The organism is Streptococcus sp. BS35b (assembly GCF_000286475.1).
In the GTDB taxonomy this organism is placed as follows: Bacteria; Bacillota; Bacilli; order Lactobacillales; family Streptococcaceae; genus Streptococcus; species Streptococcus oralis_W.
The window spans coordinates 55,011-79,842 of the sequence record NZ_ALKH01000008.1 but is presented as its reverse complement, the minus strand read 5'-3'; the positions used below and the strand labels follow the sequence as shown (position 1 = coordinate 79,842).

Genomic DNA, 24,832 nt, shown 5'->3' with positions numbered 1-24,832 from the left:
TTTCTTTTCATTATACCATTTTTTGAGCAATTCCCAAAACAATTCTTATTTTTACTTGACAAGTTTTTTGTTTTATTGTATTATTTAATTAGAACAATAAAGATAAAGAAAGGAGACTATGATGTCCTGGTCATTTGATAATACAAAACCCATTTATTTACAGATTATGGAAAAAATTAAACTACAGATTGTTTCCCATAAACTGGAACCCAACCAACAGCTCCCTACCGTAAGAGAACTGGCGAGCGAGGCTGGGGTCAATCCCAATACCATTCAGCGCGCCTTGTCTGACCTTGAACGCGAAGGATTCGTTTATAGCAAACGAACAACTGGTCGTTTTGTCACCGAGGATTTGGACCTCATCGTTCAGTCCCGCAAACAACTTTCCGAGGAGCAACTGCAACACTTCGTCTCTTGCATGCTTCAATTTGGCTACAAAAAAGAAGAACTGCCAAATGTATTAAGCGACTATATTAAAGGAGTTTAAGACTATGACACTACTAGCACTTGAAAATGTATCAAAATCATATGGAGCAACTGCGGCACTTGACAATATCTCACTAGAGATCTCAGCTGGAAAGATTGTCGGTCTCCTTGGACCAAACGGATCCGGGAAAACAACCTTAATCAAACTGATCAATGGCCTCCTTCAGCCAGATAAAGGACGTGTCCTCATTAACGGACAGGATCCAAGTCCTGCTACCAAGGCGATCGTCTCTTATCTACCAGACACAACTTATCTCAATGAGCAAATGAAGGTCAAGGAAGCCCTAACCTACTTCAAGACCTTCTATCAGGATTTCAATCTTGAACGCGCCCAACATCTGCTTGCAGACCTTGGCATTGATGAAAATAGTCGCTTAAAGAAATTATCAAAAGGAAACAAGGAAAAGGTCCAACTAATCCTCGTTATGAGCCGTGAAGCCCGCCTCTACGTTCTGGACGAACCAATCGGAGGTGTGGATCCAGCTGCTCGTGATTATATCCTCAATACCATCATCAACAACTATTCCCCAACTTCTACGGTCCTGATTTCAACCCACTTGATTTCAGATATTGAGCCAATCTTGGATGAGATTATCTTCCTCAAAGACGGAAAAGTCGTTCGCCAAGGAAATGTTGATGATATTCGTTACGAGTCAGGTGAATCAATTGACCAGCTCTTCCGCCAGGAATTTAAAGCCTAAGCAAAGGAGATTATTATGTTTTGGAATCTAGTTCGTTATGAATTTAAGAATGTCAATAAATGGTATTTAGCGCTCTATGGAGCTGTGCTTGCAATTTCAGTTTTGATTGGAGCTTTTCTTGGTAGCCTTAGCCAGAGTTACAATTCTAACAATGCTGTTTATTTCATCTTCTTTTTGGTACTAGTCTTTGGAGGACTTAGCGTCACTCTTTGGATTGCAACAATCTTTTTAATCATCCGAAGATTCAAGGGGAGTGTTTATGACCGCCAAGGGTATTTGACCCTGACCTTGCCTGTCTCTGAGCACCAAATCATCATCGCAAAACTTTTAGGTGGTCTTGTCTGGTCCATCTTAAGCTATATCGTCTTTATCTTGAGTGTATTGATTATCTTCTTCTTAGCACCAATAGAAAAAGACTTCACTGTCCTCTATAACTTCATTTCCCCTTACCTCAGCTACGGCTGGCTGTATGCCCTATCACTATTTGTCGGTTCGATTACATGGATTTTATCCATTTACCTTTCCATCTCAATCGGGCAACTCTTTAACGAGTATCGAACAGCTATGGGAATTCTAGCCTATATCGTCATTGCCATCGTCATTGGTTATGTTTCTATCTTTTTCCGAATTGAAAATAACTTTAACATGATGATTGGTACAGAAATCTTGCGCGATCTCTTTTTATCAGCTATCTACTATCTCGGTACCTACTATATTTTGAAAAACAAGGTTAATTTGCAATAAAAAATGCCCAGCTAGAAAGCTGGGTTTTTCTTTAACTCAATATCAAACTGGCTACAATAGGGCTAACAAAAACATAGAGAATACCGGTGACACCGATTGCCAAGCCACCCATAGCTCCTGCTACAGACCCGTATCGAAAGGCCGTACCCGTTCCGACAGCATGACCTGTCCCTCCAAGGGAAAGACCTACAGCCACTGGATCATCAATTTTCAACCACTTCAAAAGAGTTGGTCCGATCACACTAGTTAAAATCCCAGTTGCCACTACGACGACCAAGGTCACAGTCGTCAAACCCTGCAATTTTTCTGTAATCCCCACTGCCATAGCGGTTGTCACTGACTTGGGAAAGAGAGAAATGGCTAGGAAAAAGTCCATGCCAAATATTTTCGCCACTATAGCAGTGAAGCTAGTATTGACAACTACTGCTAACAGACTACCAAAGAGAATACTCCGAGCATGGTGCTTCATCAAGTGAAAACTCTTATAAAGCGGAATCCCTAGAGCCACTGTCGATGGGACAATCAAATTATTCAGATAAACCCCACCTTGGTAATAATCTTGATAAGAAATACCCGTCGCCTTAAGGAAAATAATGATAAAAATAGCCGACAAAAGCAAGGGCGTTGTCAATGGATGGGGAAAACGTCTGTAAATCAACATCCCCATTAGATAAGCTAGGATAGATAATGCGATTCCAAACAGAGGATTGGAAACAAATTCGCTCATTTGGCATCTCCTTTCTCATAATCTCCCTCAAACCGTCGCTTGATAAACTGAACCACTAGGGCGATAAGGATAATATTGATGACAGCCGCAAAAAAGACAATCAAGACAATGGGCAAGAGATAGGGTGCAATCACATCAAACTTTTCCATGATACCCACTGCTGGCGGCAAAAAGAGAATGGTCATATTGGCCAGCAAGAAATTCCCGACCATATTGACATGCCTTGTTCTCAGCCACTTGAACTGCAGGGCTAGAAAGAGAATAATCAAACCGATAATACTGCCTGGGATGGGCAGATGAAAGAAACTGGAGATTCCCTCACCGATTAGAGAAATCACAAAGAGAATCATTAATTGAACATATAATTTCATCCTAAACTCCATGAAATAAACTTCTTGCATACCAGTTTACTCTTTTTTCAGAAAATTTCAAGGAAATATTGAAATTCTTCTTTCTTGCAAGGATTAGCTAAAAGTAGTATAATCATTGCATGCGCAATCATCTTGTGTTAGAGAGACAGTCAGTAATGATTTTGTGATTTTTACTTTGAAAAGAAAGGAGAAAGCAATGACCTACTTAGAAAAATGGTTTGACTACAACCGCCGTCAAAAAGAAATGGAATCCTTGTTGGAAGAAACTATTGCCCAGCAGAGTGAACAAAGGCTGAATTTAAAAGAGTTTTACCTGCTCTACTATCTGAATCTAGCCCAAGAAAAATCTCTACGACAGATTGACCTGCCAGATAAGCTCCATCTCAGCCCAAGCGCTGTTTCTCGAATGGTGGCTAGATTAGAAGAGAAAAACTGCGGTTTGCTTAGTCGCAGATGTTGCGATCAGGATAGACGGGCCAGTTTTATCTGTCTGACTGACGAGGGACAAACAACCCTGGCTTATCTACAAAAGGCCGTCGAAGAAAGATTGGAAACCAGTCTTGATTTCTTGCCTTAATGAGTATTTTTAAAAAAGTTGCGTGCGCAATCATTTTTCTTGACATTCCTCTTTTCAAGGAGTACAATAAAGTCAAGATTGAACAAAGGAGTTTAATATGATCGAAATTACCTATCTAGACACCAGCAAACAAGAGAGAATCATGACGTTCGAGTCTTACCAAGACTTTGAACGTTCTCAACAAGCTTGCCTTATCGGTGTCGCAGACTATTACCCCGTTCAAAAATTGACCTATAATGGTCATGATTTGGACTACCATGGGACTTACGGAGATGTCTTCTTCTATCTCATGAAACAAGATTTAAGCCAATATAACTAAAAAAGGAGAAATACAATGGCAAAAGCAATTACAGATGCAACATTTGAACAAGAAACAAAAGACGGTTTGGTCTTGGTAGACTTCTGGGCAACTTGGTGTGGTCCATGTCGTATGCAAGGTCCAATCTTGGATAAATTGTCTGAAGAACTTTCAGAAGATGTCTTGAAAATCGTTAAAATGGATGTTGATGAAAATCCAAACACAGCTCGTGCTTTTGGAATCATGTCTATCCCAACTCTTCTCTTCAAAAAAGACGGCCAAGTGGTTAAACAGGTTGCAGGTGTTCATACTGCAGAACAAATCAAGGCCATCGTTGCTGAATTGAGCTAATCAAACGAGAGACCAAGTACTTTATTTGGTCTCTTTTTTCTTGCCCTTTGCCATTTTTCAAAAAATATGCTAAACTGTAGGTAGAATATTACGATGTTTGGGACATGCCATCGCTAAAAAAAACCTCTACTTGGTATTTTTTAGCTCCCCTCAAGGGAGCTTTTTGCGTGCTCTGAACATTTCCCATTTTGGAAGGAGTACTATGAAACGTCAATCAGCCTTGGTCGTCTTTAGCGGCGGTCAAGATTCCACAACCTGCCTCTTTTGGGCTAAAGAACACTATGAAACAGTCGAAGCCGTCACCTTTGCCTACGGCCAACGCCATCATCTCGAAATTCAAGTTGCTGAAGAAATCGCTAAGGAACAAGGCATTCGTCATCACTTCTTAGATATGTCTCTGCTAGGGCAAATCACTGAAAATGCCCTGACCTCTGATCTGGAAATCGAGCAAAAAGAGGGAGAGGTTCCCAATACTTTCGTTGACGGCCGCAACCATCTCTTTCTGTCCTTTGCAGCAGTTCTTGCCAAGCAACGAAGCATTAAAGACATCGTGACAGGTGTCTGCGAAACAGATTTCTCAGGCTACCCTGATTGTCGGGATGTCTTTGTCAAATCTCTCAATGTTACTCTCAACCTTGCCATGGATTACGACTTTGTTATCCAAACACCTCTCATGTGGCTAGACAAGGCTGAGACTTGGGAGTTAGCCGACCAACTCGGTGCCTTTGACTATGTTCGTGAAAAGACCTTGACCTGCTACAATGGGATTATCGGAAGTGGCTGTGGAGATTGTCCAGCCTGCCACCTACGCCAGCATGGCCTTGATGTTTATCTCTCACAGAAAGGAGAGAGCTAATGTTTTTTGCTCCCAAAGAAATCAAACAGGAAACTGGGGAATCTCTTATCTACAATCCTCACAGAACCTTGGTATCAAAAGAGTTCACCTTCGATGCTGCCCACCACCTCTTTCACTATGAGGGAAAATGCAAGTCCCTGCACGGCCACACTTATCATCTGCAAATTGCTGTCAGTGGATTTTTAGATGAACGGGGTATGACCTATGACTTTGGAGACATCAAAGCTATCTACAAGAACTACTTAGAACCCCACTTGGATCATCGCTATCTCAATGAAACCCTGCCTTATATGAACACGACTGCTGAAAATATGGTTTACTGGATTTTCCAAACTATGAGTCAAGAGTTGCCCGACGAGCGCGGTCTCCGTTTGGAATACGTTCGCCTCTATGAAACTCCGACTGCCTTTGCGGAGTTTAGACGGGAGTGGTTAGATGACTAGGGAACGTGTCCTCAAACTACCGGTTCTGGAAATCTTTGGTCCAACCTTTCAAGGTGAAGGTCGTGCTATTGGGCAGAAAACCATGTTTGTCCGCACTGCTGGTTGTGACTACCACTGCGACTGGTGCGACTCTGCCTTTACTTGGGATGGTTCTGAGAAGCCTACTCGCATGACAGCTGATGAAGTCATCGCTGCCTTAGATAAGCTAGGAAGCTACGACTATGTAACCCTATCTGGCGGAAATCCTGCTATCCTAGCAGCCAACATGGCTGAACTGGTCACTAAGCTCAAGGAACGTGGTGTCACTCTGGCAGTTGAGACCCAAGGCTCCCGCTGGCAAAATTGGTTAAAAGATATCGATCAGGTCACTCTGAGTCCCAAACCTCCTTCATCCAAGATGGAAGTCAACTTCGAAACCTTGGACTTTATCGTTTCCCAACTAGATCCAGACAAGGTCACCTTTAAAATTCCTGTCTTTGACGATGGCGATTTGGCCTTTGCCAAAGGGATTCAAGAACGCTACCAACCAGATGTCCTCTTCTTATCAGCAGGAAATCCTGAGCCCAAAGCTACAGGAAATATTGTCCAAGACCAACTGGATCGCCTCAAAGAACTCTGGGAACGCGTCGCTGCTGACGATAGCTGGGGCAATGTCCGCGTCCTTCCTCAACTTCATACCCTCCTCTACGACAACCAACGTGGTGTTTAAGATTAGAAAGAAAAAATCATGTCAAAACAAGAAGAAATGAAAAACCTAAGCCTGCTGGGCAACAAAGAAACCAACTACATTTTTGACTATCAACCAGAAGTCCTCGAATCTTTTGACAATCGTCATGTGGAAAATGACTATTTCATCAAATTCAACTGTCCTGAATTTACCTCGCTTTGCCCAATCACTGCTCAGCCAGACTTTGCGACCATTTATATTTCCTACATTCCTGACAAGCTCTGTGTCGAGTCAAAATCTCTCAAACTCTACCTCTTTAGCTATCGAAATCATGGAGATTTTCATGAAAACTGTATTAACACCATCGGAAAAGACTTAATCAACTTGCTTGACCCTCGCTATTTGGAGGTATGGGGAAAATTCACTCCGCGCGGTGGCATCTCAATCGACCCTTACTACAACTACGGTAGACCTGGAACCAAGTATGAAGGCTTGGCAGAACAACGCCTCTTCCAACACGACCTTTATCCAGAGAAAATTGACAACCGTTAATACTCTTCGAAAATCTCTTCAAACCGCGTCAATGTCGCCTTGCCGTAGGTATGGTTACTGACTTCGTCAGTTCTATCCACAACCTCAAAGCACTGCTTTGAGCAACCTGCGGCTAGTTTCCTAGTCTGCTCTTTGATTTTCATTGAGTATAAACAGATACGAAAAAGCCCTGTTCCTCAAACTGAGGAGCAAGGCTTTTTAAGTTTCAATTATTCTTCTGTTTCAAGGAAGTTTTTCGCAACAAGGGCTGCAAGAACGCCACCAACGATTGGGGCAAGGATGAAAATCCAAACTTGTTGAAGGGCTGCGCCACCTACCAAGACAGCAGGAGCCAAGCTACGAGCTGGGTTTACTGAAAGTCCAGTGATGTTCAATCCCACAAGGATCAAGGCTGTCAATGACAAACCGATTACCAAACCAGCGATTGCGCCATTACCTTTGCTTGCTGAAGTGACAGTCATGATAACTAGGACAAACAAGAAAGTTGCGATGACTTCAAACAAGAATCCACCAAAGACAGTGACACCGTTTGCCAAGGCATTTTCGCCAAGACTAGCAGTCGACATACCTGAGTTAGACAAGAGGAAGAATACTGCAGCTGACGCAAGGAAAGCTCCAACTACTTGTCCAAGGATGTAGTTTACAAGTTCTGAAGATGACAAACGTTTGTTTACAAACATAGCGATCGAAACAGCTGGGTTCAAGTGAGCACCCGAAACAGTTCCGATTGAGAAAGCTGCGACTACGATTGCCAAACCAAAGGCAAAAGCAATTCCAAGGTGTCCAAGGCCATCAAGACCATTCCCAAAAACAACAGCTCCTGTTCCGATGAACACAAGCATAAATGTACCGATTAATTCAGCAACAAATTTTTTCATGATAAGTCTCCTTTTTTTCGAACTATGTATTAGTCTATCAAAAGAAGGAAAGGGTTTCAAGAAAATTGACTGGAAAGTTATTTGAAAATCATGAAACGACTCGCTTATCCTTAGTACTGAAAAGATTGAATAGCTTCTTTCAAGTCATCTTGTAAAAGTTTATGACAGTCTAGTTGAAGGTAAATTTCCAGCAAACAAGATCTGAAATTGGAAAATTTATGGAAATCATTTACTTCTTTCAAGGGAAATTCGACTGTTTGCAGCCAAGCAGTGAGGAGGGACGGTTCGATTTTCCCTCGTAAGATTGGTTCATAAAACGCTCTGGCTAATCGCCAATCTTCATCATTTGTAAAACGAATCTCAACACGTTTAAAGATTTTCCCAATGATTTCAAATGCTTCGGCTATATCTGACTTTGGAAAGCTAGGGTGGCATATAACTTCCGTCAAGAGATCCGCTCCATGCGCAAAAGCGTGAACCCAACCATACTGATTTGAAAAACCTGTCGTATCCTTTTCTTTTTTTAGGTAATACAAACCTTGAGACAGCATAGCATTTCTTATATCAGCTTTTAAACCTTTATAGAAAAGAGAGTGCTCGTTACCATCTGCAGACAAAAGATTGGCATAAATAAGCGCCCTAAAAGAACGTTTAAGAGCCGAAACTCCTCTACTATCAATCCCTTTGTATAGACCTTCATCAGAGGAGACCTCTTCTGAGATAAACTGAAACTGCTCAAGGGAAAACAGTTCTTCTTGAATCCCTCTAGCCAAACTCGTAAAAACAAGTTCGTCTCGAATTTCTGGAGAGGGATCTCCCAAATGCTCGATCAACCACTGAATTTCTTCTCGGCTATAGCTTGGTTTTTCTTCTGTCACTTTTCTTTGTAATTTTTTACGCATCTCAAGTACCTCTACATTTCTAGCAACTGTTCAAAAAACCAGCCCAAGATAACTTTCTGTCTTATTCTCTTTTAGATGGACGTTTCCCTGCTGCAATCGCATCTGCTTCTGTCATCTCAACAACGTTAGCTTTATTCGTTTTTGAAGGCATTCTATCCTTACTATACCAATAAACTTTTGATTTCCCATGGTCTGCAACATAGACAATTCTATCTTGCTGTTGAGCTTTGGTTTCAGCTTCACGCGCAGCTCTTTTTTCTTCTTCTTTTTGAGAAATTAACGACTCAACTGCACCTATTCTATCAAGCAACTCTGTCTTTTTATCATTATTTTCAATCTGATTAACTGTCTCTTTAGCAGACTTCACTTGACTCGCATCTTGACTGTCTTCCAATTGTTTGACTAAGGTTTCACCTTTTTCTTGCAACTCCTTTGCAGCTTTTTCTTTGGCAATTCTCTCTTCTTCTAGTTTTTCTTTAGCTTTTTTCTCTTCTTCGATTCGTTTTGCTTCCTCTATACTAGATGAAGTATCTGTGGTTGAAGCTGTCGAAGTAGTAGATGTCGCAGTCTGCTTAGTTTCTGACTGAGAAGATGAAATTTTCTTTGTGACTGTCGGAGTTTGAAGAGCAACTGCAACAAAACTGACAATGAAAATCCCGATCATTAGATTTCTTTTTCGAATATCTGGTGCTTTCTTTACAAAATACCAAATACCAACTCCGCTCAAAACAAGATAGAGAGTAGGCAAAGCAATCAATAAAATGATTCCCAACAAAACTAGACCAATTTTGATAAAATGCATTCTTTGGGGATCTTGCTCTAGCCATTCTTTGATTCTATTCATATTATTCTCCTAAAATTTGCCCATTTCCCTACTCTCCCAACTGGGCACTGTAGGCTATAATCTGGTCAACTGTGTCAGACAAGAACTGGATGGTATCACGTAATGGTTTATCTGTTGAGATATCGGCTCCGATAATCATGGCTGACTCAAGCGGTGTCTTGCTGCCACCTGATTTGAGGAGATTGAGCCAGTCTCTAGCTCCAGTTTCAGAGTTTTTCAGATGGAGGTAACCTGCAGTAGAGATAACAAGGCCTGCTGAGTATGTGTAGCTATACAAGCCCATGTAGTAGTGAGCTTGACGCATCCAAGTCAAGGCTGCATCATCGTCAATTTCAATGGCATCTCCCCAGAAGTCCGTCAAGACTTCCTTCATAATGCTGTTGAGTTTGCTTGCTCCAAAAGTTTCCCCTTCTTCAATCAGTGTATACACCTTACGCTGGAAGGCAGCTTCCAAGAGGTGGGTGATAAAGTTATGGAAGTAGGTGTCTGTCAAGCGGTGAGCAAGAGCGAAGCGTTTTTGACGTGGGTCGTCAGATTGGTGTTCCAAGTAATCACTTAACAGCAATTCATTGAAGGTTGACGGCGCTTCGACATAGTAAGTCGACATGTGGGCATTGAAGTAGCTTTGGTGATTATCTGAAAAGATAAATTGACCAGAATGCCCAATTTCATGAATCAAGGTATAGACATCGCTCAAACGACCAGTCCAACTCATGAGGACATAAGGGTGCACGCGATATGGATCTGTAGCATACCCACCAGAATCCTTGCCACTATTAGCAGCAAAGTCCACCCAGCGTTCTTCTTGATAGCGAGCAACTTCCTGACAATATTCTTGTCCCAAAGGTTCTACTGACTTCATGACCAAATCATAGGCGTCGTCAATAGTCACTTCAGGATTGAGGGCACTGTCCAAGTCCAATTTCCAGTCTGCAAAGGTCATCTTTTCAAGACCATTAACCTTGGCAACATGCTTGAGGTATCTCTGAGCAACTGGCGCAAAATCCTTCATGATGAGGTCAATTTGACGGTCAAACATGGCACGATCTACTTCTTGCTCAGCTAGGAGATAATCAAAGACTGAGTCATACCCCTTCATATCTGCCAACAATTTCTCAGACTTGACCTGAGCTAAGTAGGCTGCCGCAGCTGTATTCTGGTGCTTACGAAGTCCTTCTGAAAAAGAACGGAAGGATTTTTCACGCACCTCTGCATCCTCATGATTTTGGTAGAAATTCTCATAAGTTACAAAGCTGTTTTTGTAGGTCTTGCCATGGGCTTCAAAGTCAGCCATTTCAAAATCCCCAGCTCGCATCTTAGTATAAATGTCCTGTGGGCTGTAGAAAACTTCACCCAGATTGGTCAAGGCCTTCTCCACATCCGCCCCTAGGTAGTGGGCTTTTTTGATTTTGGCCTGACGAATGGCTGCCGTTAAGTGTGGCAGCTCACCCAGACGATCCAAGACTTTCTCGTCTGCTGCCACCAAGGCGTCGTCAAAGAAGGTCAAGGCTACGCTGGCATCTGTTTCAAATTCCATCCCAGCTTGAGCGATATTAGCAAACTCTTCATTGCTATAGTCTGTCGTCTGAGGCATAAAGGCGTAATTGCCGATATGACTCATCTGGATATAGATTTGCTCCAATTCCGCAAAGGCCTTCTCGAAATCTTCAAAAGTATGAAGATTACCCTTGTAGTCACGGCTAAATTGATTGATGTCTTCGCGCGTTTTCTCGATTGCACGCAAGAAATCCTCACGGTCTTGATATAGGGCTGTTAAGTCCCAAAGTTCCTTTTCTGGAAATTCTGAACGATGTTTTTGTTCCATTTTCTTCCTCTTATTTCTCTAATTCTACTAAAACACTAAGGGCTGATAAGGCGTAAAGTGGCGCTGTTTCTGCTCGCAAAATCCGAGGACCAAGGCCTGCCAAGACGGCTCCTTTAGCTTCAAAACTTTCAATTTCTGCTGGTGAGAGACCACCTTCCGGACCAAAGATAAAGAGCAATTTGGCTCCTTTTTCAAGACCAGCAACTGCTTGTAAGAGCGCAGCGGCTTCTCCTTCTTTCGCTGACTCTTCATAGGCCACTACGATAGAGTCAAACTGGTCCAGCTCTGCTAGAAAATCTGCTTTTTTCTCGAAAAGCTGGATACTTGGGACCAGATTCCGCTTGCTTTGTTCTGCTGCTCCAAGGGCAATTTTTTCTAGTTTTTCGGCTTTCTTGCCCAACTTCTTGCCGTCCCACTTGGCGACTGACCAATCGGCAGGAAAGGCCCAGATTCGACTAGCTCCTAGTTCTGTTACTTTCTGAGTAATAAACTCCAGCTTGTCTCCCTTGGGAAAACCAGATGCGATGGTTACTTGAACGGGCAGTTCCACATTGTCAGCTAATTCTTCAACCAATTCAAACTGACGATTTTCCACATCCAGCACGCGCGCCAAACGCTTGATGCCATCATCAAAGACCAAGGTCACCTTATCATCTTCTTTCAAGCGCATGACCTGAAACATATGCTTGCCGGTTTCCTTATCTTCGATAATGACAGGAGAGATTGCACTGCCCTTGACAAAATACTGTTGCATGCTAGCCTCCAATCACACCTGAAATATCCTTAGTCTTCTTAAAGACACAGGCATTCCATTCCCCTTGCATCATGTGGGTTTCAAGGAAAAATCCAGCTGACTCAACCGACTCGCGCACCATGTCCCACTTTTCCTTGATAATCCCACTCATGATCAGGTAGCCTTCGTCCTTGACCAAACGATAAGCATCCTCTGTCAGATGAATGAGAATATCCGCTAAGATATTGGCCACAATGACATCTGCTTCAATCTCCACACCCTTGAGCAAATCTCCAGTAGCAACATGGATGTTTTCCATGCCAGGGTTGAGCTCGATATTTTCCTGAGCGACACGAACCGCCACATCATCCAGGTCATAGGCGAAGATTTCCTTGGCACCCAGAAGCGAGCTGGCAATAGAAAGAACACCTGAACCAGTTCCTACATCAAGCACCGTTTCGCCGCCACGAAGAACCTGCTCCAAGGCGAAAAGGCTCATCTTGGTCGTTGGATGCGTTCCAGTCCCAAAAGCCATGCCTGGATCCAGTTTGATAATCTTTTCTCCAGCAGCCGCCTCGTAGTCCGTCCAGGACGGCACAATGGTCAAGTCGTGAGTGATGCGAGCTGGCTCATAGTATTTCTTCCAGTTGTCTGCCCAGTCTTCCTCAGCCAAGGCAGTCGTCCCCATCTTGACTTCTCCTAAGTCCATAAAATCTGCCAATTCTGCCAGACGTGCCTGCAAGTCTGCCTCAACCGTTGCTACATCAACCGTTTCGGGATAATAGGCTGTCACCACGATTTCTTCTTGCTGCTCGACCTCTGGGAAAATCTCACCAAATCGGTCAACATTTCCCACATAGTCCATACTATCCTCGATCGCAACACCTTGCGCTCCTAGCTCAATCAAGAGATTAGAGACCAGCTCCTCCCCCTCACGCTTCACTGTAACTTTTAACTCTTGCCATGTTTCCATTTATATTGTGCTTACCTTTCCATCAGGTCAAAAATAGTCTTTCCAATAACAATAATAAGATTATCTCTTAATTTCTTCTCTAACTCTAAGTCAATACCACTATTCTGTATGAATTTGTTTTCTACCATTTTATATAAGCGTCTCACTCTATTAGGATTTCCTGCAGCAAAATTAGGAGCATAATGATAAACAACTACTGGGACCTTATCATCAATTGAGCGTTTAGCAATCTGATTCCACAGATATTTATCAGTAATACCAAGAGACACTCCGTAAAGAATAATTATGTCAGAATTTTTAATTATCTCGCTATTCCTAACATCCATATTTTCTCTATATTCTTTCAAAATATATTCTTTTATAAGAAAACTTTTTTGCTCATCACTAAATGTAGCTGATATTTGTGACTCGTCACTGACCCCTAAAATTGTACAAGCATCTAAAATACCATGCACATGGATTGGTTTTGATATTTGAAAACTATAAGCATTATGCCTCAGAGCATTACTAAATGTTACTGTTGATGATTCATATAACTTATCAAGTATACCAGTATAGTTTAAACTAAGAATATTTACATGATCATTTCCAATTGGCTTGTCATTATACTTTTGGCTAATAACTTCTTGATTTGATATAGGACAATCAGTCTTAATTCGATTTAGAGTGTTTTCAAAATCAATTTTATAATTTTCAACATTAAAGGTTTCATCTACCATCCTTAAATAAGCAATTAAATCATCGATTATATCAGTAAAATCATCAATGAATTTATCCTTTGATTCTTTGCTTAGAATAATTCCAGAATTCTTTTTTGTTAATTCTCCAATTGATAATTCAAAATCTGACCAATTTTTATAATCATTTACTTTATCTGTAAATAACGATTCATAGATTAAATTTGAATATCCTTCTTTCTCTTTCCTTTCCATATAAACTTTATGTTGAAAATCATAGAAATCCTTGTATTTTGTTTTTAAACCATATTGCAAATCTAAACCATTCCCAACAATATATGTAATATTCATTACTTAAATAATTTCCTTCCAAATGACTCTTCCTAATCAACCAGCATTCCACTATTTTGAAAAAGTTTTTACCGTCCCTTAAATTCTTCAATCACATCTGTGTAGTGTTCTTTCATTGCACTATGAATCTGCTGTTTAAAAATACCAAACATAAGATAATAAACAAATAGAACAATTCCTGCTAACAGTATCAATAATAAAAAATATACTGAAAGAGGCAGTACGAGACCTCCATCACTCAGTAAGGGTATAACAAGCATCAATACCCAAATAACAGCCGTAGAAATCCCAGCTACTTTCATACCACTTTCTCTCTGCTTCTTTAACTTTAAATATTCCATATAGATGAATGTAGCTTCTTCTCTAGAATATTGTCCAGTTTTTAGTTTGCGTTTAACTTCCTTATTTAACGTCGTTGTTGCAATTGCAAAAATCATTTTACTTCCTCCATATAATCCCTCACTCTATCCTGCAACTGGGGCACGACCTTATCTGAGCCAAGAAACTCATCAGTGCTCATCATTCTATATCCCTGTCCTTCATCGCCAAAGACGATACTATCAAACTGTTCCTGCGTTAACTTACCAACTAGAAAGACGGATTCCTTCCCCTCGAAAAGCATGCTTGGGTACACCTTACTCCAAAGCAGACAATCTTCAGTCAGATGAATTCCCAGTTCTTCATAAACTTCACGCGCCGCGCACTCAAAAGGACTTTCATCGCCTTCTCGCCCACCACCAGGCAGTTCCCAGGTATTAGGGTATGGAATGTTTGATTTGTCATCACGTAAGATAGTTAAGAGCTTATCACCACAAAAGAGGGCAATTTTGCAACCTGTAAAATCAGAAATTTCTATTTCCATATTAGACTCCTAATATCTCGGATAAGGATAAAACTCTCCCTCTTCCAAGCCGACTTTCCCCTCTTCAAAGACTTCTTGGTTCCATTCCATGACGAACTCTTCTGCTTCTGGGTCCTCCAAAAAGTCCATAAGGGCATCCAGTCCAACCTCGGCAGTATCTTTGAGGAAAAGTGCAAAATAAGCTAAAAATTCACGAGAAAATCCTTTTTTAGGCAGGTAAGGGATGACCGTCAAATAGTCTTCTGCATTAACCGTTGACTTGGCAGGATTGTAGAAAAGAACCGCTTCCTCAAAAAGGATATCGTCTGACGAAACCTCTCCGTCCTCATCCACCATCTCCACACCAGCAGCGTTTTGCGCTTCTAGTAAAAAACTCACTTCTACCGCGTGATTGCGCTTGTCCCAACTAATCTCAAAGTCAAAGGGAAAGTTCTTGTCCAACTCCTCCTCTAAAACATCTAAAAATCCGTATGTTGCCATTTTGTCCTCTTTCTATGCGACTCTTTAATCGCCCCGAATACTCGGAATTATGCTAAAATAGATACTACCATCTTACCACATATACATCAGAAAATCCATGTTAGAAAGGACTGCTATGCCAGACAATCTCGCGCTTCGCATGCGCCCAAAAACCATCGACCAGGTCATCGGTCAGGAGCATCTGGTCGGACCTGGAAAAATTATCCGTCGCATGGTGGAAGCCAATCGTCTGTCTTCCATGATTCTCTACGGACCTCCAGGTATTGGCAAGACCAGTATTGCCTCTGCCATCGCTGGAACGACCAAGTATGCCTTTCGGACCTTTAATGCGACAGTCGATAGTAAGAAGCGACTCCAAGAAATCGCTGAAGAAGCTAAATTCTCAGGTGGACTAGTTCTGCTACTGGACGAGATTCACCGACTAGATAAAACCAAACAAGACTTTCTTCTTCCCCTCTTAGAAAGTGGTCTGGTCATCATGATTGGGGCTACGACTGAAAATCCTTTCTTTTCTGTCACTCCAGCCATTCGTAGTCGTGTTCAGATTTTTGAGTTAGAACCCTTGTCTAATCAAGATGTTAAACAAGCCCTGCAAATTGCCATCAGCGACCCTGAAAGGGGATTTGACTTCCCAGTTGAGCTAGATGAGGATGCCCTTGATTTTATCGCAACTTCTACAAACGGAGATCTTCGCTCTGCCTTCAACTCACTTGACTTGGCTGTTCTTTCTACTCCCGAAAATGACAAGGGCATCCGTCATATCACTCTTGATATCATGGAAAACAGCCTGCAGAGGAGTTACATTACCATGGATAAGGATGGGGACGGTCACTACGATGTCCTTTCAGCACTGCAAAAGTCCATCCGTGGCTCGGATGTTGATGCCAGTCTCCACTACGCGGCCCGCTTGATTGAGGCTGGGGATCTGCCTAGTCTCGCTCGTCGCTTGACTGTTATTGCTTATGAAGATATCGGTTTGGCCAATCCTGAAGCTCAGATTCATACCGTAACTGCTCTAGATGCTGCTCAAAAGATTGGCTTTCCAGAAGCTCGCATTCTCATTGCCAATGTCGTGATTGATTTGGCCCTCTCTCCAAAATCCAACTCAGCCTATGTGGCCATGGACAAGGCCCTTGCTGATCTCAAAACATCAGGGCATTTGCCTATCCCTCGACACCTGCGCGATGGCCACTACAGTGGAAGCAAGGAACTAGGGAATGCGCAAAACTATCTCTATCCGCACAACTATCCTGGACACTGGGTCAAACAAGATTACTTGCCAGAAAAAATTCGAGATCATCACTACTTCTCTCCAGAAGATACTGGCAAGTACGAACGGGCCTTGGCTCAAAGAAAGGAAGCTATCGACCGTTTGCGAAAAATCTGAAATCCTTTTCAAAAAATTGCACTTTCCTCTTGATTTTTTTTGAAAAAGTGGTATCATATAAACATAGAAACGCTGTGGTGTACGACTTCACACTTAAGTGTTGACCGACTATTTTTTGTATTATTAGGGAAACAAAAGTCTTCTAACAGCATGTAGGCCGTCTCACACGGAAACAGCTTCAGTTAGAGCGAGTTGCCCACCTGCTTAATTGCGCGGGTTCAATACAAACCGTGAAGTTTCGGCACCAATACAGCTTTTTTCTTTGCCTCCTTAGCTCAGCTGGCAGAGCAGCGGACTCTTAATCCGTGGGTCACAGGTTCGATCCCTGTAGGGGGCATCTAAATCAACAGGAAAAAGCCTTGAGTTCCAAGGCTTTTTTGCTTATCTATAACTGATTTGCCTCATCATTTGTCCCACATTTTAAATCTATCTTTTCTTTTTGAATCAAATTACATCTTTACAAATAGTGTAAAGCCAGTTACTTTTGCTTTGATGCCATACAATATTTTCATGTAGAGAAGACAAATTTTATCTTCTCTTTTTATTTTCAAAATAATAAAAACTGATTTTCTTTTCATAAATCAGACTGAAACTTCCAAATTTTCCATTTTGTTTATTGACATTTCCTCTAAAAAGGTGTATAATATTTTTATTATCAAACTATACTATATAGGGGGTATTGAAATGAAATTTTCTAATCGTTTACTGCTATTCCTTGCAGGAGTTGTTTTTGTCCTTTTAGGACTTTTCCTATTTACAAACCCAGTAGCTAATCTTGTTGCTTACAGCTGGTGGATTGCATTTGGTTTACTGGTTTCTTCTATAGCAGCTATTTTAGGCTATTTCTCTGTACCAAAAGAGCTTCGCTCACCAGCTCATCTTTTCCAAGGGATTGTTAATCTTCTCTTAGCTCTTTACCTCGTTGCCTATGGCTTTGTGACGCTGCCAGTTGTCATTCCAACTATTTTAGGAATTTGGTTAATTGTAGAAGCCATTATAGTTTTCTTTAAAGGCAATCGTTTGGGATTGATTTTCCCTATTATTGGCAACCATATCATGTGGATAGCGTTGCTTGCATTTTTACTAGGTCTAGTGATTTTGTTCAATCCAGTAGCTACAAGTGTCTTTGTCGTTTATGTCGTTGCCTTTGCATTTTTAATTGTTGGTTTCACCTATATCCTTGATGCCTTTCGTAAATAATCTAGCTGCCATTTTGGGCATATTAAAAAAGCTGGGAAGTTACATTCTCAGCTTTTTCTGTTGCTTCCTTAGCTCAGTTGGTAGAGCAGTAGACTCTTAAGCTATGGGGCGCAGGTTCGAGCCCTGCAGGGGGCACATCTAAATCAACAGAAATAAGCCTTGAAACCAAGGCTTTTTTTAACGTCTAATAGCTTTTTGTAGAAAAGTATTTAAAAATAAAAGAGAAGAGAATCTCTCACTCTCTTCTCAGTATATCTTATTAAATTTAGTTTTTCTTAATCTAGCTGATTTTCCTTTGCAACGACAAATTCCTTAACCAATCGATAGATAACAGCAAATATCGGTGTAAAGAATATCATCCCAAGTAAGCCAAAGAGATTGCCTCCAATACTAGCAGCCGCAAGCGTGAAAAGGGCTGGCAAACCAATAGATTGACCTACAACTCTAGGATAAATAAGGTTTCCTTCAATCAGCTGTATAACTTGATATAGAAGAAGAGAAAGTAAGGCTTGAGTAGGACTCACTGTGAAGATAAAAATCGCTCCCACAACACAAGCAATCATAGGCCCTACATAAGGAATGAACGATAGCACTCCTGCAAATATACCTGTCATTACCCCATAAGGTAGTCCAAACAGGCTGTAGCCAACCGCTATCATAACTCCTATGATGACTGCTTCAATCAGCTGACTCATCAAAAATTGGTCATAAGTCTCTAGTGCTACTTGTCCAATGTAAGTTAACTTTGTCACCACTTTCTCTGGAAATATAACTTTTAGAAGTCTACTCGTCATCGCTGCCAGATGTTCCTTACTGGATAAAAATAAAAAGGTAAATACTATAATCAGAAAGGCATTCATTATACTTGAAAAAATATTTCCTATATTACTAGTCAGACCGGATAAGAAGGTTATCAAAGCTTGACTAATAGAGCTAGACTGTCCCTGAATTCCTGATACGATAGTTGACAGCATGTCTTTGGTTACAAATTCCGAGCTGTCTAGCAATTTCCCAAGTTGAGTCAGGACTGTTGAAAGGACTGCTCCCAGCTGACTAATAGTCTGAGCAAGGGTTGGAAGCACCAAAACCAAAAGACAGATCACGATTAAGATAAGAGATAGGAAAACAAGCACCATAGCAATCGGACGGCGCAACCCTGCCTTTACCTTCATTTTAACTAGGAATTCTTCAATTTTTTTCATGGGAACATTGAGCACAAAAGCAATGACAGCACCATAAATCAAGGTAGAAGTTACTTCAAAGAGAGATACTGCCCCTGATATAAAGCTTGATGCATTCAGAATTACAAGAGTAACCAGCCCTATAAAAAGTATTAATGGGGTGTATTTTTTTACTAAATTCATAAATTCTCCTTAATAAACATGTTTAGATACGACTATACTATTTGGTTTTTCAAACTCTCGGTCAAGGTAAGCTTGGTAAGTTCCTGGTGCGATAAATCCTTTGGGTGAGAGGATATCGGTGCCAGCCTGACCGACTATGGTATCTGCCAAGAGCACACAATTTGTGGATAAGACAAAGTAGGATTTAAACTTAGATTTGATAAATTTATAAAGTTCCCCATCCGTCTCATGTCTGATTTTATAAGCGTAGGTGTAGTCTTCCTTACCATCACCTGTCGTGATTTTATCCGCACTTGGCTCCCATGGAATCGTCAGTTGTTTCAATTCAGTCAACTTTTTTTGAATTGCTTTTTCCATTTCAGGTGTCAAATCTATTCCATAACCAAAAAGTGTTTTTTGACTCTCACGTTTACATAGATCAATGTACTTATAGCGGTCACAGAAATATAAGACACCATCTCCTACCATACCAAATAAGGTCTCAGATGACGGATCATAGTTGCCATAAGAAATAACACGGCCCTGATAGTAGATATCCACATGACCAATAGCTGAAAACAGGGAGGTCTCAGCTGTATGAACAAAAATTTCTAGCTCTGCTGTCTTACCAGACTTCACTATTCCAAGATGGATATCTTCTTCCTCATCAGCATTTTCCAGCATAAATTTGTTAACTTTTGCTAAAGTTCTTGCAGGGATGAGAGCGGCTAGGACAATAGGTAAGCTAATTCTAATGCGACGTTTGAGATGGTTTTTCCCAATTTCCCCTTCAAATAAGAAACCGTCACGGATATTGGACAGACCATAAAGGAAAAAATAAGCCCCTAAAACAAAGAGTTGAAAGACAGAATTTCCCGTAGAGGACAAAAGACTAGCTCCACCAAGAAAAACTAGTAGAATACCATCTAGTAAGAGACGAAAACGAGGTCGAATATTATTTTTACGGTAGAGAACATAGGTGACAAGATTAATCGTGGCCCTAAAAATCTGATAAACTCCAATCACAAGAGCCAGAACATAAATCGGTATATCAGTCGCAAGATTAGAACCTAGCAAATATCCCAGCACTAACAATTTAACCAGTGCAACTCCCAAGGTATCCGTTGACTGGCTTTTTTTGAAAACTCTTAATAGCAAATCTACGACCGTTGCTATCCAAGCTAAAAACAGAACCAGGCGAATAACTGTTACTGGCAACCAAGTCCCCGTGACCATCAAGATGAGACCTAGCAGAACAAACAAGAACCCCTGAGCAAGTAATTTCTTACCTGTCAGACCTAAAGATAGAATTTTCGCCATATAAAAACCTTTCAACAATAAAAATTAAACACTCCGATTAAACTGACTAGTAAATAGCCAACACTACAAACAGCCTGTGCCAGCAACATATGGTGACTAGAAATGACTGTAGTAATGTCACCATCTTGTCTTATGCACTTCTAAAATTTGTTTTATTGATTCGAAAACAAAGCTAATAAAAATTAACTAAACTCGAGAGATAGACACAATTGCGACGAAAAAATGTATAACCAATTCAACTTGTTAAGGTAAGAAAGCATTATTTCCAATCTATTAATTATTCATCTATTACCTATTATGACACAATATTCCCTATAGTTCAACTTTTTACTTGTTTTTATATTACACGGACTAAAAAGTTTTCAACAGTTGATTGCATTTGTTTTAATAAGTTTTAACCTTTCTTGGTTAGATAAAAAAAGAACCATACAGTTTAGAATCTGTATGGTTTTTGCCCCACTTTTGTCCCATTTTTAAATCATGACATTGAAAATACCTAAAATCACTTATATTTCAATATTTTTAATTGCTCTCAATATGAAAGTCCTTTCCAAATCCCTGTAGGGGGCATCTAAATCAACAGGAAAAAGCCTTGGAATCAAGGCTTTTTTGTGTAGTCTTAGCACTAAAAAACGATAGAAAAAACACCCCTTCTGAACTGCACCCCAAAAGTTAGACAGAAAAAACCTAACTTTTGTGGCGCAGTTCATTCGCGTCACATGAAGTTATTTAAGCATCTCTTTTTTTATTGCTATTTTCTGTTATAATAAATTGTACTTCTAAAATAGAAAGGTCTTAAGATGACAACTCTTATTAAACATAAACGTGTAGAATTTTCAGAACTTTTTTATGACCTAGTTTTTGTTTTTGCAATTTCAAAAGTAACTACTTTAATTGACCATCTTCATAACGGTATTTTGACTTGGAATTCTTTCCTTGATTTTTTCATTGCTACTTTGTTTCTCATCGATTCCTGGATGATTCAAACCGATTATACCAATCGCTATGGAAAGAACTCTTTATTTAACATAGTAATCATGTTTATCAAAATGGGAATTTTACTCTTTATAGCCAATATGATTGGACCTGATTGGCAACAATATTTTCATTATCTCTGTTGGGCTATTGGTACATTAACCCTTACCTTATTTTTTCAATATTTGGTTGAATTTTTTAGAAAATCAACCGATGATGCTAATCGGGAAAGTATCAAAGGTTTTCTATGGATAACAGGTCTAGGAAGTTTAGGATTCTATCTAGCAGCTCTTCTTCCTATTTACCTTAGAGTCTATATCTTATTTGCTAGTATTCTGCTAACATTTATTATGCCAAGTATCTTGCTTAATAAAGATAAGCATTCCCAGGTAAATCTCCCCCATTTAATCGAGCGTATCTCCCTTCTTGTCATTATTATGTTTGGAGAGATGATTACGGAGCTAGCTAACTTCTTTACAATCGAGAATTTCTCGATTTATTCGGTTCTTTATTTCATTATTATGATTTCTCTGTTCTTGTTTTATTTTGGTCAATTCGACCATGCTATTGATGAAAAATCTAATCAAAAGGGACTATTTCTAATTTACAGTCACTATCCTATTTTCATTGGACTTCTTATGATGACCGTTTCGATGAGTTTTCTTCAGAATCCTGAAGCTAATCGTCTCTTTGCAACCAGCTTCTCTTATATCGGATTTGGCCTCTTTCAAGCTGCTGTCCTAGTAAATGGGCCCTATAACAAACACTATCTTCGCTATTCGAAAAGTTACTACTGTGTCCAAGCTACACTCTATCTGGCTGCCTTGATTCTCTCTTTAATCTTTGCTTCTAATCCTATAATAGTAGTAAGTATTACAACCATTTTAGCTCTAGCTATAGCTATTCATTCTATTTATTTTTATATGACACAGAATAAAAAATATTCCAAATCTAACTGGGAGTTATTTTAATGAGTTTATAACATTAAAAATCTTTGGGAACCAAGGCTTTATATGATATCAATCACCGACCACGAAAATGTTTAGCTTACAGAACTGCTAGTGAAGCTCTAGAGGATGAGTTCGAGTAAATGTTGCACTTATTCTTGCAATTTATCATTTACTTGATGCACGAACTCGATATTTTTTTCGTTAATTTGTTTTTGCCCCACTTTTGCCCCATTTTTAAATCCTGACATTGAAAATACCTAAATGTATTTCCCTAAAATCAGCTATATTTCAACATTTTTGTTTATTTTCAATATGAAAAGTTCTTACAAATTCATGCAGGGGGCATCTAAACAACAGGAAAAAGCCTTGATTTACAAGGCTTTTTTTGTGTCCTCCCTACTTTTATTCCATCAACGGATACTCAAGATGTATTTGGTGTGTAAAAAAGTTCTTTTACCCCTCAGTGATACAATCATTTTACTCAATTATAAGCAGATCGAAAGCAAAAGACTTAGCTCTATTTCATACAGAACTAAGTCTTTTATTTAAACAATCTAATATTTCCTCTTCATCTCAATCAACTCCAGACATTTATCTAGATCTACATCTCGTTCAAAATATGCAGGAGTCCAAGGGACTTCTATATCAGGAAGAACACCTTTGTCCGTCATCCCTTTGCCTTTATCTATAGCCAACCAGCGAGAAGTTGGGAACATCAAAAAGTAATCATCATAATCCACCTTGCAACAATTTGAGTAGTCTAAAATACCAAGCGTTGGACGGCCGATAACTGTTACTTTCTTAAAATTCTTCATCATCTTGACAAAATTATCTCCTGATGATGCACAATAAATATCTGACAAAACAAAAATCTGCTCTGGATAGTGACCACCCTTAACACCTGGAAAAAGTTCGTCCTGATCATCCTGATACCGAACATAGCCTTTTCCTCGATTTTGGAGTAAATTATTACGAAAATCTTCAAGCAGTTTCACCGTATCAGGACTGATATTTTCTTGTTGAAGCCATATTTCAAAGTCTTTTAAGCGTCGATCGACATTTCCTTCTGTATAGAGAATTTCCATTCCATCATCCTGTAAATCGAGAGTGTCATAGCCTTTCCCTTCCTCCAAGCCAAGATGTAAGAGCGGAAAATACAAAGAATCCGTGCCCCCATTGTTGTAACGGACATCTATAATAAGAGTTTCTGTCTCAGCAATCTTCTGCAAGCACTCTTGGTATAAACGGCTAATCGCTTCTTCATCCATAAAATTATCTAAGCGTAGATAGAGGATATCTGACTCCAACTCTTTCCAAAAGATCTGAGCTTTTTGAGCTTGCTGGCTAGCACGAACTGTAATAGACATCTCCTGCCCATCTCGAAAGACGGTCACTTGCTCTGCCATCAGTAGCAAATCTGCCCATTCTCGGTATCGTCTTTCTGGAGTCAGACTAATAAAGTAATTTTGGTTTTGCAAAGCTACTTGCTCCAAACTCATTCCGTCCAGACCGAGGATTCGATCCCCCACTCGGAGTCCTGTATCTTGGTTTGCTTCCTCGACAAACATTTCCTGCTCACTTATCCTCAAAAGAAAACCTTTCGGACCTGATTTTTTATCATGAAAAGAAACATGCCCAATAATCCCAAAACTAGCAAGATAAGCTCTGACTTGATAGAGAAATTCTTGCTCAGCCATATCATCTGTAATCTTTTCTAGAAAAGGCTGAGGGTTGCACCCTTTGCGATCTTTTACTGTAGATGAATCATGTGTCATAATCCAAACAATGTCTTTAAAAATGTCTGTTTTTTTCATACGAGCCATTCCTTCTACCTTTAAAATAGTATAGCCTTCTTCACAGCGAAAAAGGAGTTTTTACTACAAAGTTAATCTGCTATCTGCCCTTTTTCATGATGTATTTTCGTATAGGTACTTCAACCATTTGAACGATTTCAAATCCTGCTTTTTGGTAAAGGTTGTAAGCTGTTTGATTTGCCTCGTAGACATTTAGAGAAATAGTGTCTATGTCTTCATTTTCAAAGGCCAAACTAACAAATTTTCTTAAAGCCTGGCTACCTAAGCCTTGCCCCTGCTTCTGAGGGTTGATAAAAAATCTCCCGATATGAAGATTTCTGTCTTCTAGCCTGATTTTCTGGATAAGCCCCACAAACTCTTGTCCATCAAAGATAGAAAAGATTCCTTCCAAATCTTGCAAGGCTTGAAGGGTCAGTGGAAAAGGAACCTTTGGTCCCATCCATTGTTCTTGGAAGGATTTGCCAAGGGAGTTGGACCATTGGCATACGAATTGAGCGTTTTCTGTGCTCATATTTTCTTCAAAACGAATCATCATCTTGACCTCA

Annotated in this window: 29 protein-coding genes and 2 tRNA genes; 15 read left to right on the top strand and 16 right to left on the bottom strand. The window is 40.2% G+C overall.

Going from position 1 to position 24,832, the window contains the following annotated elements; genetic code table 11:
• Positions 1 to 121: 121 nt before the first annotated feature.
• The 3 genes from HMPREF1149_RS07885 to HMPREF1149_RS07875 are packed head-to-tail and all read left to right on the top strand — an operon-like array spanning position 122 to position 1,931.
• Positions 122 to 487, top strand: coding sequence for a GntR family transcriptional regulator (locus HMPREF1149_RS07885; protein ID WP_000119124.1), 366 nt, complete (start codon positions 122 to 124; stop codon positions 485 to 487).
• Positions 488 to 491: 4 nt separating this feature from the next.
• A complete protein-coding gene (locus tag HMPREF1149_RS07880) occupies positions 492 to 1,187 on the top strand; it encodes an ABC transporter ATP-binding protein (RefSeq protein ID WP_000173183.1) in 696 nt (231 codons plus the stop codon).
• A 15-nt stretch (positions 1,188 to 1,202) separates the two neighbouring features.
• On the top strand, positions 1,203 to 1,931 hold the full coding sequence (locus tag HMPREF1149_RS07875; protein WP_000498775.1) for an ABC transporter permease: 729 nt from the start codon (positions 1,203 to 1,205) through the stop codon (positions 1,929 to 1,931).
• Between the two features lie 31 nt (positions 1,932 to 1,962).
• Here HMPREF1149_RS07875 and HMPREF1149_RS07870 read toward each other — a convergent pair whose 3' ends face one another.
• Positions 1,963 to 2,658 carry an LrgB family protein gene (locus HMPREF1149_RS07870; protein WP_001288932.1) on the bottom strand — a complete coding sequence of 232 codons (696 nt, stop codon included), beginning with the start codon at positions 2,656 to 2,658 and terminating at the stop codon, positions 1,963 to 1,965.
• Entirely contained in the window at positions 2,655 to 3,029 is a 375-nt protein-coding gene (locus tag HMPREF1149_RS07865; RefSeq protein WP_000781325.1) for a CidA/LrgA family protein, read from the bottom strand. Before HMPREF1149_RS07865 ends, HMPREF1149_RS07870 begins: the two co-directional genes overlap by 4 nt.
• 196 nt (positions 3,030 to 3,225) lie before the next feature.
• Here HMPREF1149_RS07865 and HMPREF1149_RS07860 point away from each other — a divergent pair, with 196 nt between their 5' ends.
• From HMPREF1149_RS07860 to queF, 7 genes are all read left to right on the top strand, one after another.
• Entirely contained in the window at positions 3,226 to 3,606 is a 381-nt protein-coding gene (locus tag HMPREF1149_RS07860; protein ID WP_000221651.1) for a MarR family winged helix-turn-helix transcriptional regulator, read from the top strand.
• A 97-nt stretch (positions 3,607 to 3,703) separates the two neighbouring features.
• Positions 3,704 to 3,925, top strand: a complete 222-nt coding sequence (locus HMPREF1149_RS07855; protein ID WP_000570265.1) for a DUF4649 family protein — start codon at positions 3,704 to 3,706, stop codon at positions 3,923 to 3,925.
• Positions 3,926 to 3,940: 15 nt separating this feature from the next.
• Positions 3,941 to 4,255: a thioredoxin gene (gene trxA, locus HMPREF1149_RS07850; protein ID WP_001029581.1), complete on the top strand. Its 315-nt coding sequence runs from the start codon at positions 3,941 to 3,943 to the stop codon at positions 4,253 to 4,255.
• Positions 4,256 to 4,457: 202 nt separating this feature from the next.
• Positions 4,458 to 5,111, top strand: a complete 654-nt coding sequence (gene queC, locus HMPREF1149_RS07845) for a 7-cyano-7-deazaguanine synthase QueC (protein ID WP_000828758.1) — start codon at positions 4,458 to 4,460, stop codon at positions 5,109 to 5,111.
• Complete coding sequence (gene queD / locus HMPREF1149_RS07840; protein ID WP_000464565.1) at positions 5,111 to 5,554, top strand: 6-carboxytetrahydropterin synthase QueD; 444 nt, start codon at positions 5,111 to 5,113, stop codon at positions 5,552 to 5,554. The genes queC and queD overlap by 1 nt, the downstream gene beginning before the upstream one ends.
• On the top strand, positions 5,547 to 6,263 hold the full coding sequence (queE, locus tag HMPREF1149_RS11515; RefSeq protein ID WP_000196465.1) for a 7-carboxy-7-deazaguanine synthase QueE: 717 nt from the start codon (positions 5,547 to 5,549) through the stop codon (positions 6,261 to 6,263). The genes queD and queE overlap by 8 nt, the downstream gene beginning before the upstream one ends.
• Positions 6,264 to 6,281: 18 nt before the next feature.
• Positions 6,282 to 6,773 (top strand): preQ(1) synthase, encoded by a 492-nt coding sequence (queF, locus tag HMPREF1149_RS11510; protein ID WP_000043131.1) that lies wholly within the window; start codon positions 6,282 to 6,284, stop codon positions 6,771 to 6,773.
• 209 nt (positions 6,774 to 6,982) lie between these two features.
• Here the strand turns inward: queF and HMPREF1149_RS07825 are convergent, their stop codons facing one another.
• The 10 genes from HMPREF1149_RS07825 to HMPREF1149_RS07780 all read right to left on the bottom strand — a co-directional run bounded on the left by HMPREF1149_RS07825 (position 6,983) and on the right by HMPREF1149_RS07780 (position 15,298).
• Positions 6,983 to 7,651: an MIP/aquaporin family protein gene (locus tag HMPREF1149_RS07825; protein WP_000714812.1), complete on the bottom strand. Its 669-nt coding sequence runs from the start codon at positions 7,649 to 7,651 to the stop codon at positions 6,983 to 6,985.
• 110 nt (positions 7,652 to 7,761) lie between these two features.
• The gene (locus HMPREF1149_RS07820; RefSeq protein WP_001227785.1) at positions 7,762 to 8,553 is read right to left on the bottom strand and encodes a DUF2785 domain-containing protein; all 792 of its coding nucleotides are present in this window, start codon (positions 8,551 to 8,553) and stop codon (positions 7,762 to 7,764) included.
• Positions 8,554 to 8,614: 61 nt separating this feature from the next.
• The gene (locus HMPREF1149_RS07815) at positions 8,615 to 9,397 is read right to left on the bottom strand and encodes a hypothetical protein (protein WP_001079816.1); all 783 of its coding nucleotides are present in this window, start codon (positions 9,395 to 9,397) and stop codon (positions 8,615 to 8,617) included.
• 28 nt (positions 9,398 to 9,425) lie between these two features.
• Positions 9,426 to 11,222 (bottom strand): oligoendopeptidase F, encoded by a 1,797-nt coding sequence (gene pepF, locus HMPREF1149_RS07810; protein ID WP_000435602.1) that lies wholly within the window; start codon positions 11,220 to 11,222, stop codon positions 9,426 to 9,428.
• Between the two features lie 10 nt (positions 11,223 to 11,232).
• Complete coding sequence (locus tag HMPREF1149_RS07805; protein ID WP_001188178.1) at positions 11,233 to 11,976, bottom strand: 16S rRNA (uracil(1498)-N(3))-methyltransferase; 744 nt, start codon at positions 11,974 to 11,976, stop codon at positions 11,233 to 11,235.
• A gap of 1 nt (position 11,977) precedes the next feature.
• Positions 11,978 to 12,928, bottom strand: coding sequence for a 50S ribosomal protein L11 methyltransferase (prmA, locus tag HMPREF1149_RS07800; protein ID WP_000451166.1), 951 nt, complete (start codon positions 12,926 to 12,928; stop codon positions 11,978 to 11,980).
• An 11-nt stretch (positions 12,929 to 12,939) separates the two neighbouring features.
• The gene (locus HMPREF1149_RS07795) at positions 12,940 to 13,956 is read right to left on the bottom strand and encodes an AbiH family protein (RefSeq protein WP_001028047.1); all 1,017 of its coding nucleotides are present in this window, start codon (positions 13,954 to 13,956) and stop codon (positions 12,940 to 12,942) included.
• Positions 13,957 to 14,024: 68 nt separating this feature from the next.
• On the bottom strand, positions 14,025 to 14,393 hold the full coding sequence (locus tag HMPREF1149_RS07790; RefSeq protein ID WP_000575305.1) for a hypothetical protein: 369 nt from the start codon (positions 14,391 to 14,393) through the stop codon (positions 14,025 to 14,027).
• Entirely contained in the window at positions 14,390 to 14,818 is a 429-nt protein-coding gene (locus tag HMPREF1149_RS07785) for an NUDIX hydrolase (RefSeq protein WP_000401999.1), read from the bottom strand. Before HMPREF1149_RS07785 ends, HMPREF1149_RS07790 begins: the two co-directional genes overlap by 4 nt.
• Positions 14,819 to 14,827: 9 nt before the next feature.
• Positions 14,828 to 15,298, bottom strand: coding sequence for a DUF3013 family protein (locus tag HMPREF1149_RS07780; RefSeq protein WP_000257095.1), 471 nt, complete (start codon positions 15,296 to 15,298; stop codon positions 14,828 to 14,830).
• 115 nt (positions 15,299 to 15,413) lie between these two features.
• Here HMPREF1149_RS07780 and HMPREF1149_RS07775 point away from each other — a divergent pair, with 115 nt between their 5' ends.
• From HMPREF1149_RS07775 to HMPREF1149_RS07760, 4 genes are all read left to right on the top strand, one after another.
• Positions 15,414 to 16,685 carry a replication-associated recombination protein A gene (locus HMPREF1149_RS07775; RefSeq protein ID WP_001113200.1) on the top strand — a complete coding sequence of 424 codons (1,272 nt, stop codon included), beginning with the start codon at positions 15,414 to 15,416 and terminating at the stop codon, positions 16,683 to 16,685.
• A 264-nt stretch (positions 16,686 to 16,949) separates the two neighbouring features.
• Positions 16,950 to 17,022, top strand: a tRNA-Lys gene (locus tag HMPREF1149_RS07770).
• Between the two features lie 347 nt (positions 17,023 to 17,369).
• A complete protein-coding gene (locus tag HMPREF1149_RS07765) occupies positions 17,370 to 17,885 on the top strand; it encodes a DUF308 domain-containing protein (RefSeq protein WP_000672740.1) in 516 nt (171 codons plus the stop codon).
• A gap of 62 nt (positions 17,886 to 17,947) precedes the next feature.
• Positions 17,948 to 18,020: transfer RNA gene (locus tag HMPREF1149_RS07760), tRNA-Lys, on the top strand.
• A gap of 140 nt (positions 18,021 to 18,160) precedes the next feature.
• On the opposite strand, the gene HMPREF1149_RS07755 is transcribed toward HMPREF1149_RS07760, so the two are convergent.
• Both HMPREF1149_RS07755 and HMPREF1149_RS07750 read right to left on the bottom strand, forming a co-directional pair.
• The gene (locus tag HMPREF1149_RS07755) at positions 18,161 to 19,249 is read right to left on the bottom strand and encodes an AI-2E family transporter (protein ID WP_001055025.1); all 1,089 of its coding nucleotides are present in this window, start codon (positions 19,247 to 19,249) and stop codon (positions 18,161 to 18,163) included.
• A gap of 9 nt (positions 19,250 to 19,258) precedes the next feature.
• Positions 19,259 to 20,548, bottom strand: coding sequence for a hypothetical protein (locus HMPREF1149_RS07750; RefSeq protein WP_001062790.1), 1,290 nt, complete (start codon positions 20,546 to 20,548; stop codon positions 19,259 to 19,261).
• A gap of 800 nt (positions 20,549 to 21,348) precedes the next feature.
• Here HMPREF1149_RS07750 and HMPREF1149_RS07745 point away from each other — a divergent pair.
• Complete coding sequence (locus tag HMPREF1149_RS07745; RefSeq protein WP_000209244.1) at positions 21,349 to 22,494, top strand: low temperature requirement protein A; 1,146 nt, start codon at positions 21,349 to 21,351, stop codon at positions 22,492 to 22,494.
• Between the two features lie 533 nt (positions 22,495 to 23,027).
• Here HMPREF1149_RS07745 and HMPREF1149_RS07740 read toward each other — a convergent pair.
• Entirely contained in the window at positions 23,028 to 24,287 is a 1,260-nt protein-coding gene (locus HMPREF1149_RS07740) for a S41 family peptidase (RefSeq protein ID WP_000750495.1), read from the bottom strand.
• 79 nt (positions 24,288 to 24,366) lie between these two features.
• Entirely contained in the window at positions 24,367 to 24,822 is a 456-nt protein-coding gene (locus HMPREF1149_RS07735; RefSeq protein WP_000973463.1) for a GNAT family N-acetyltransferase, read from the bottom strand.
• Between the last annotated feature and the right edge of the window lie 10 nt (positions 24,823 to 24,832).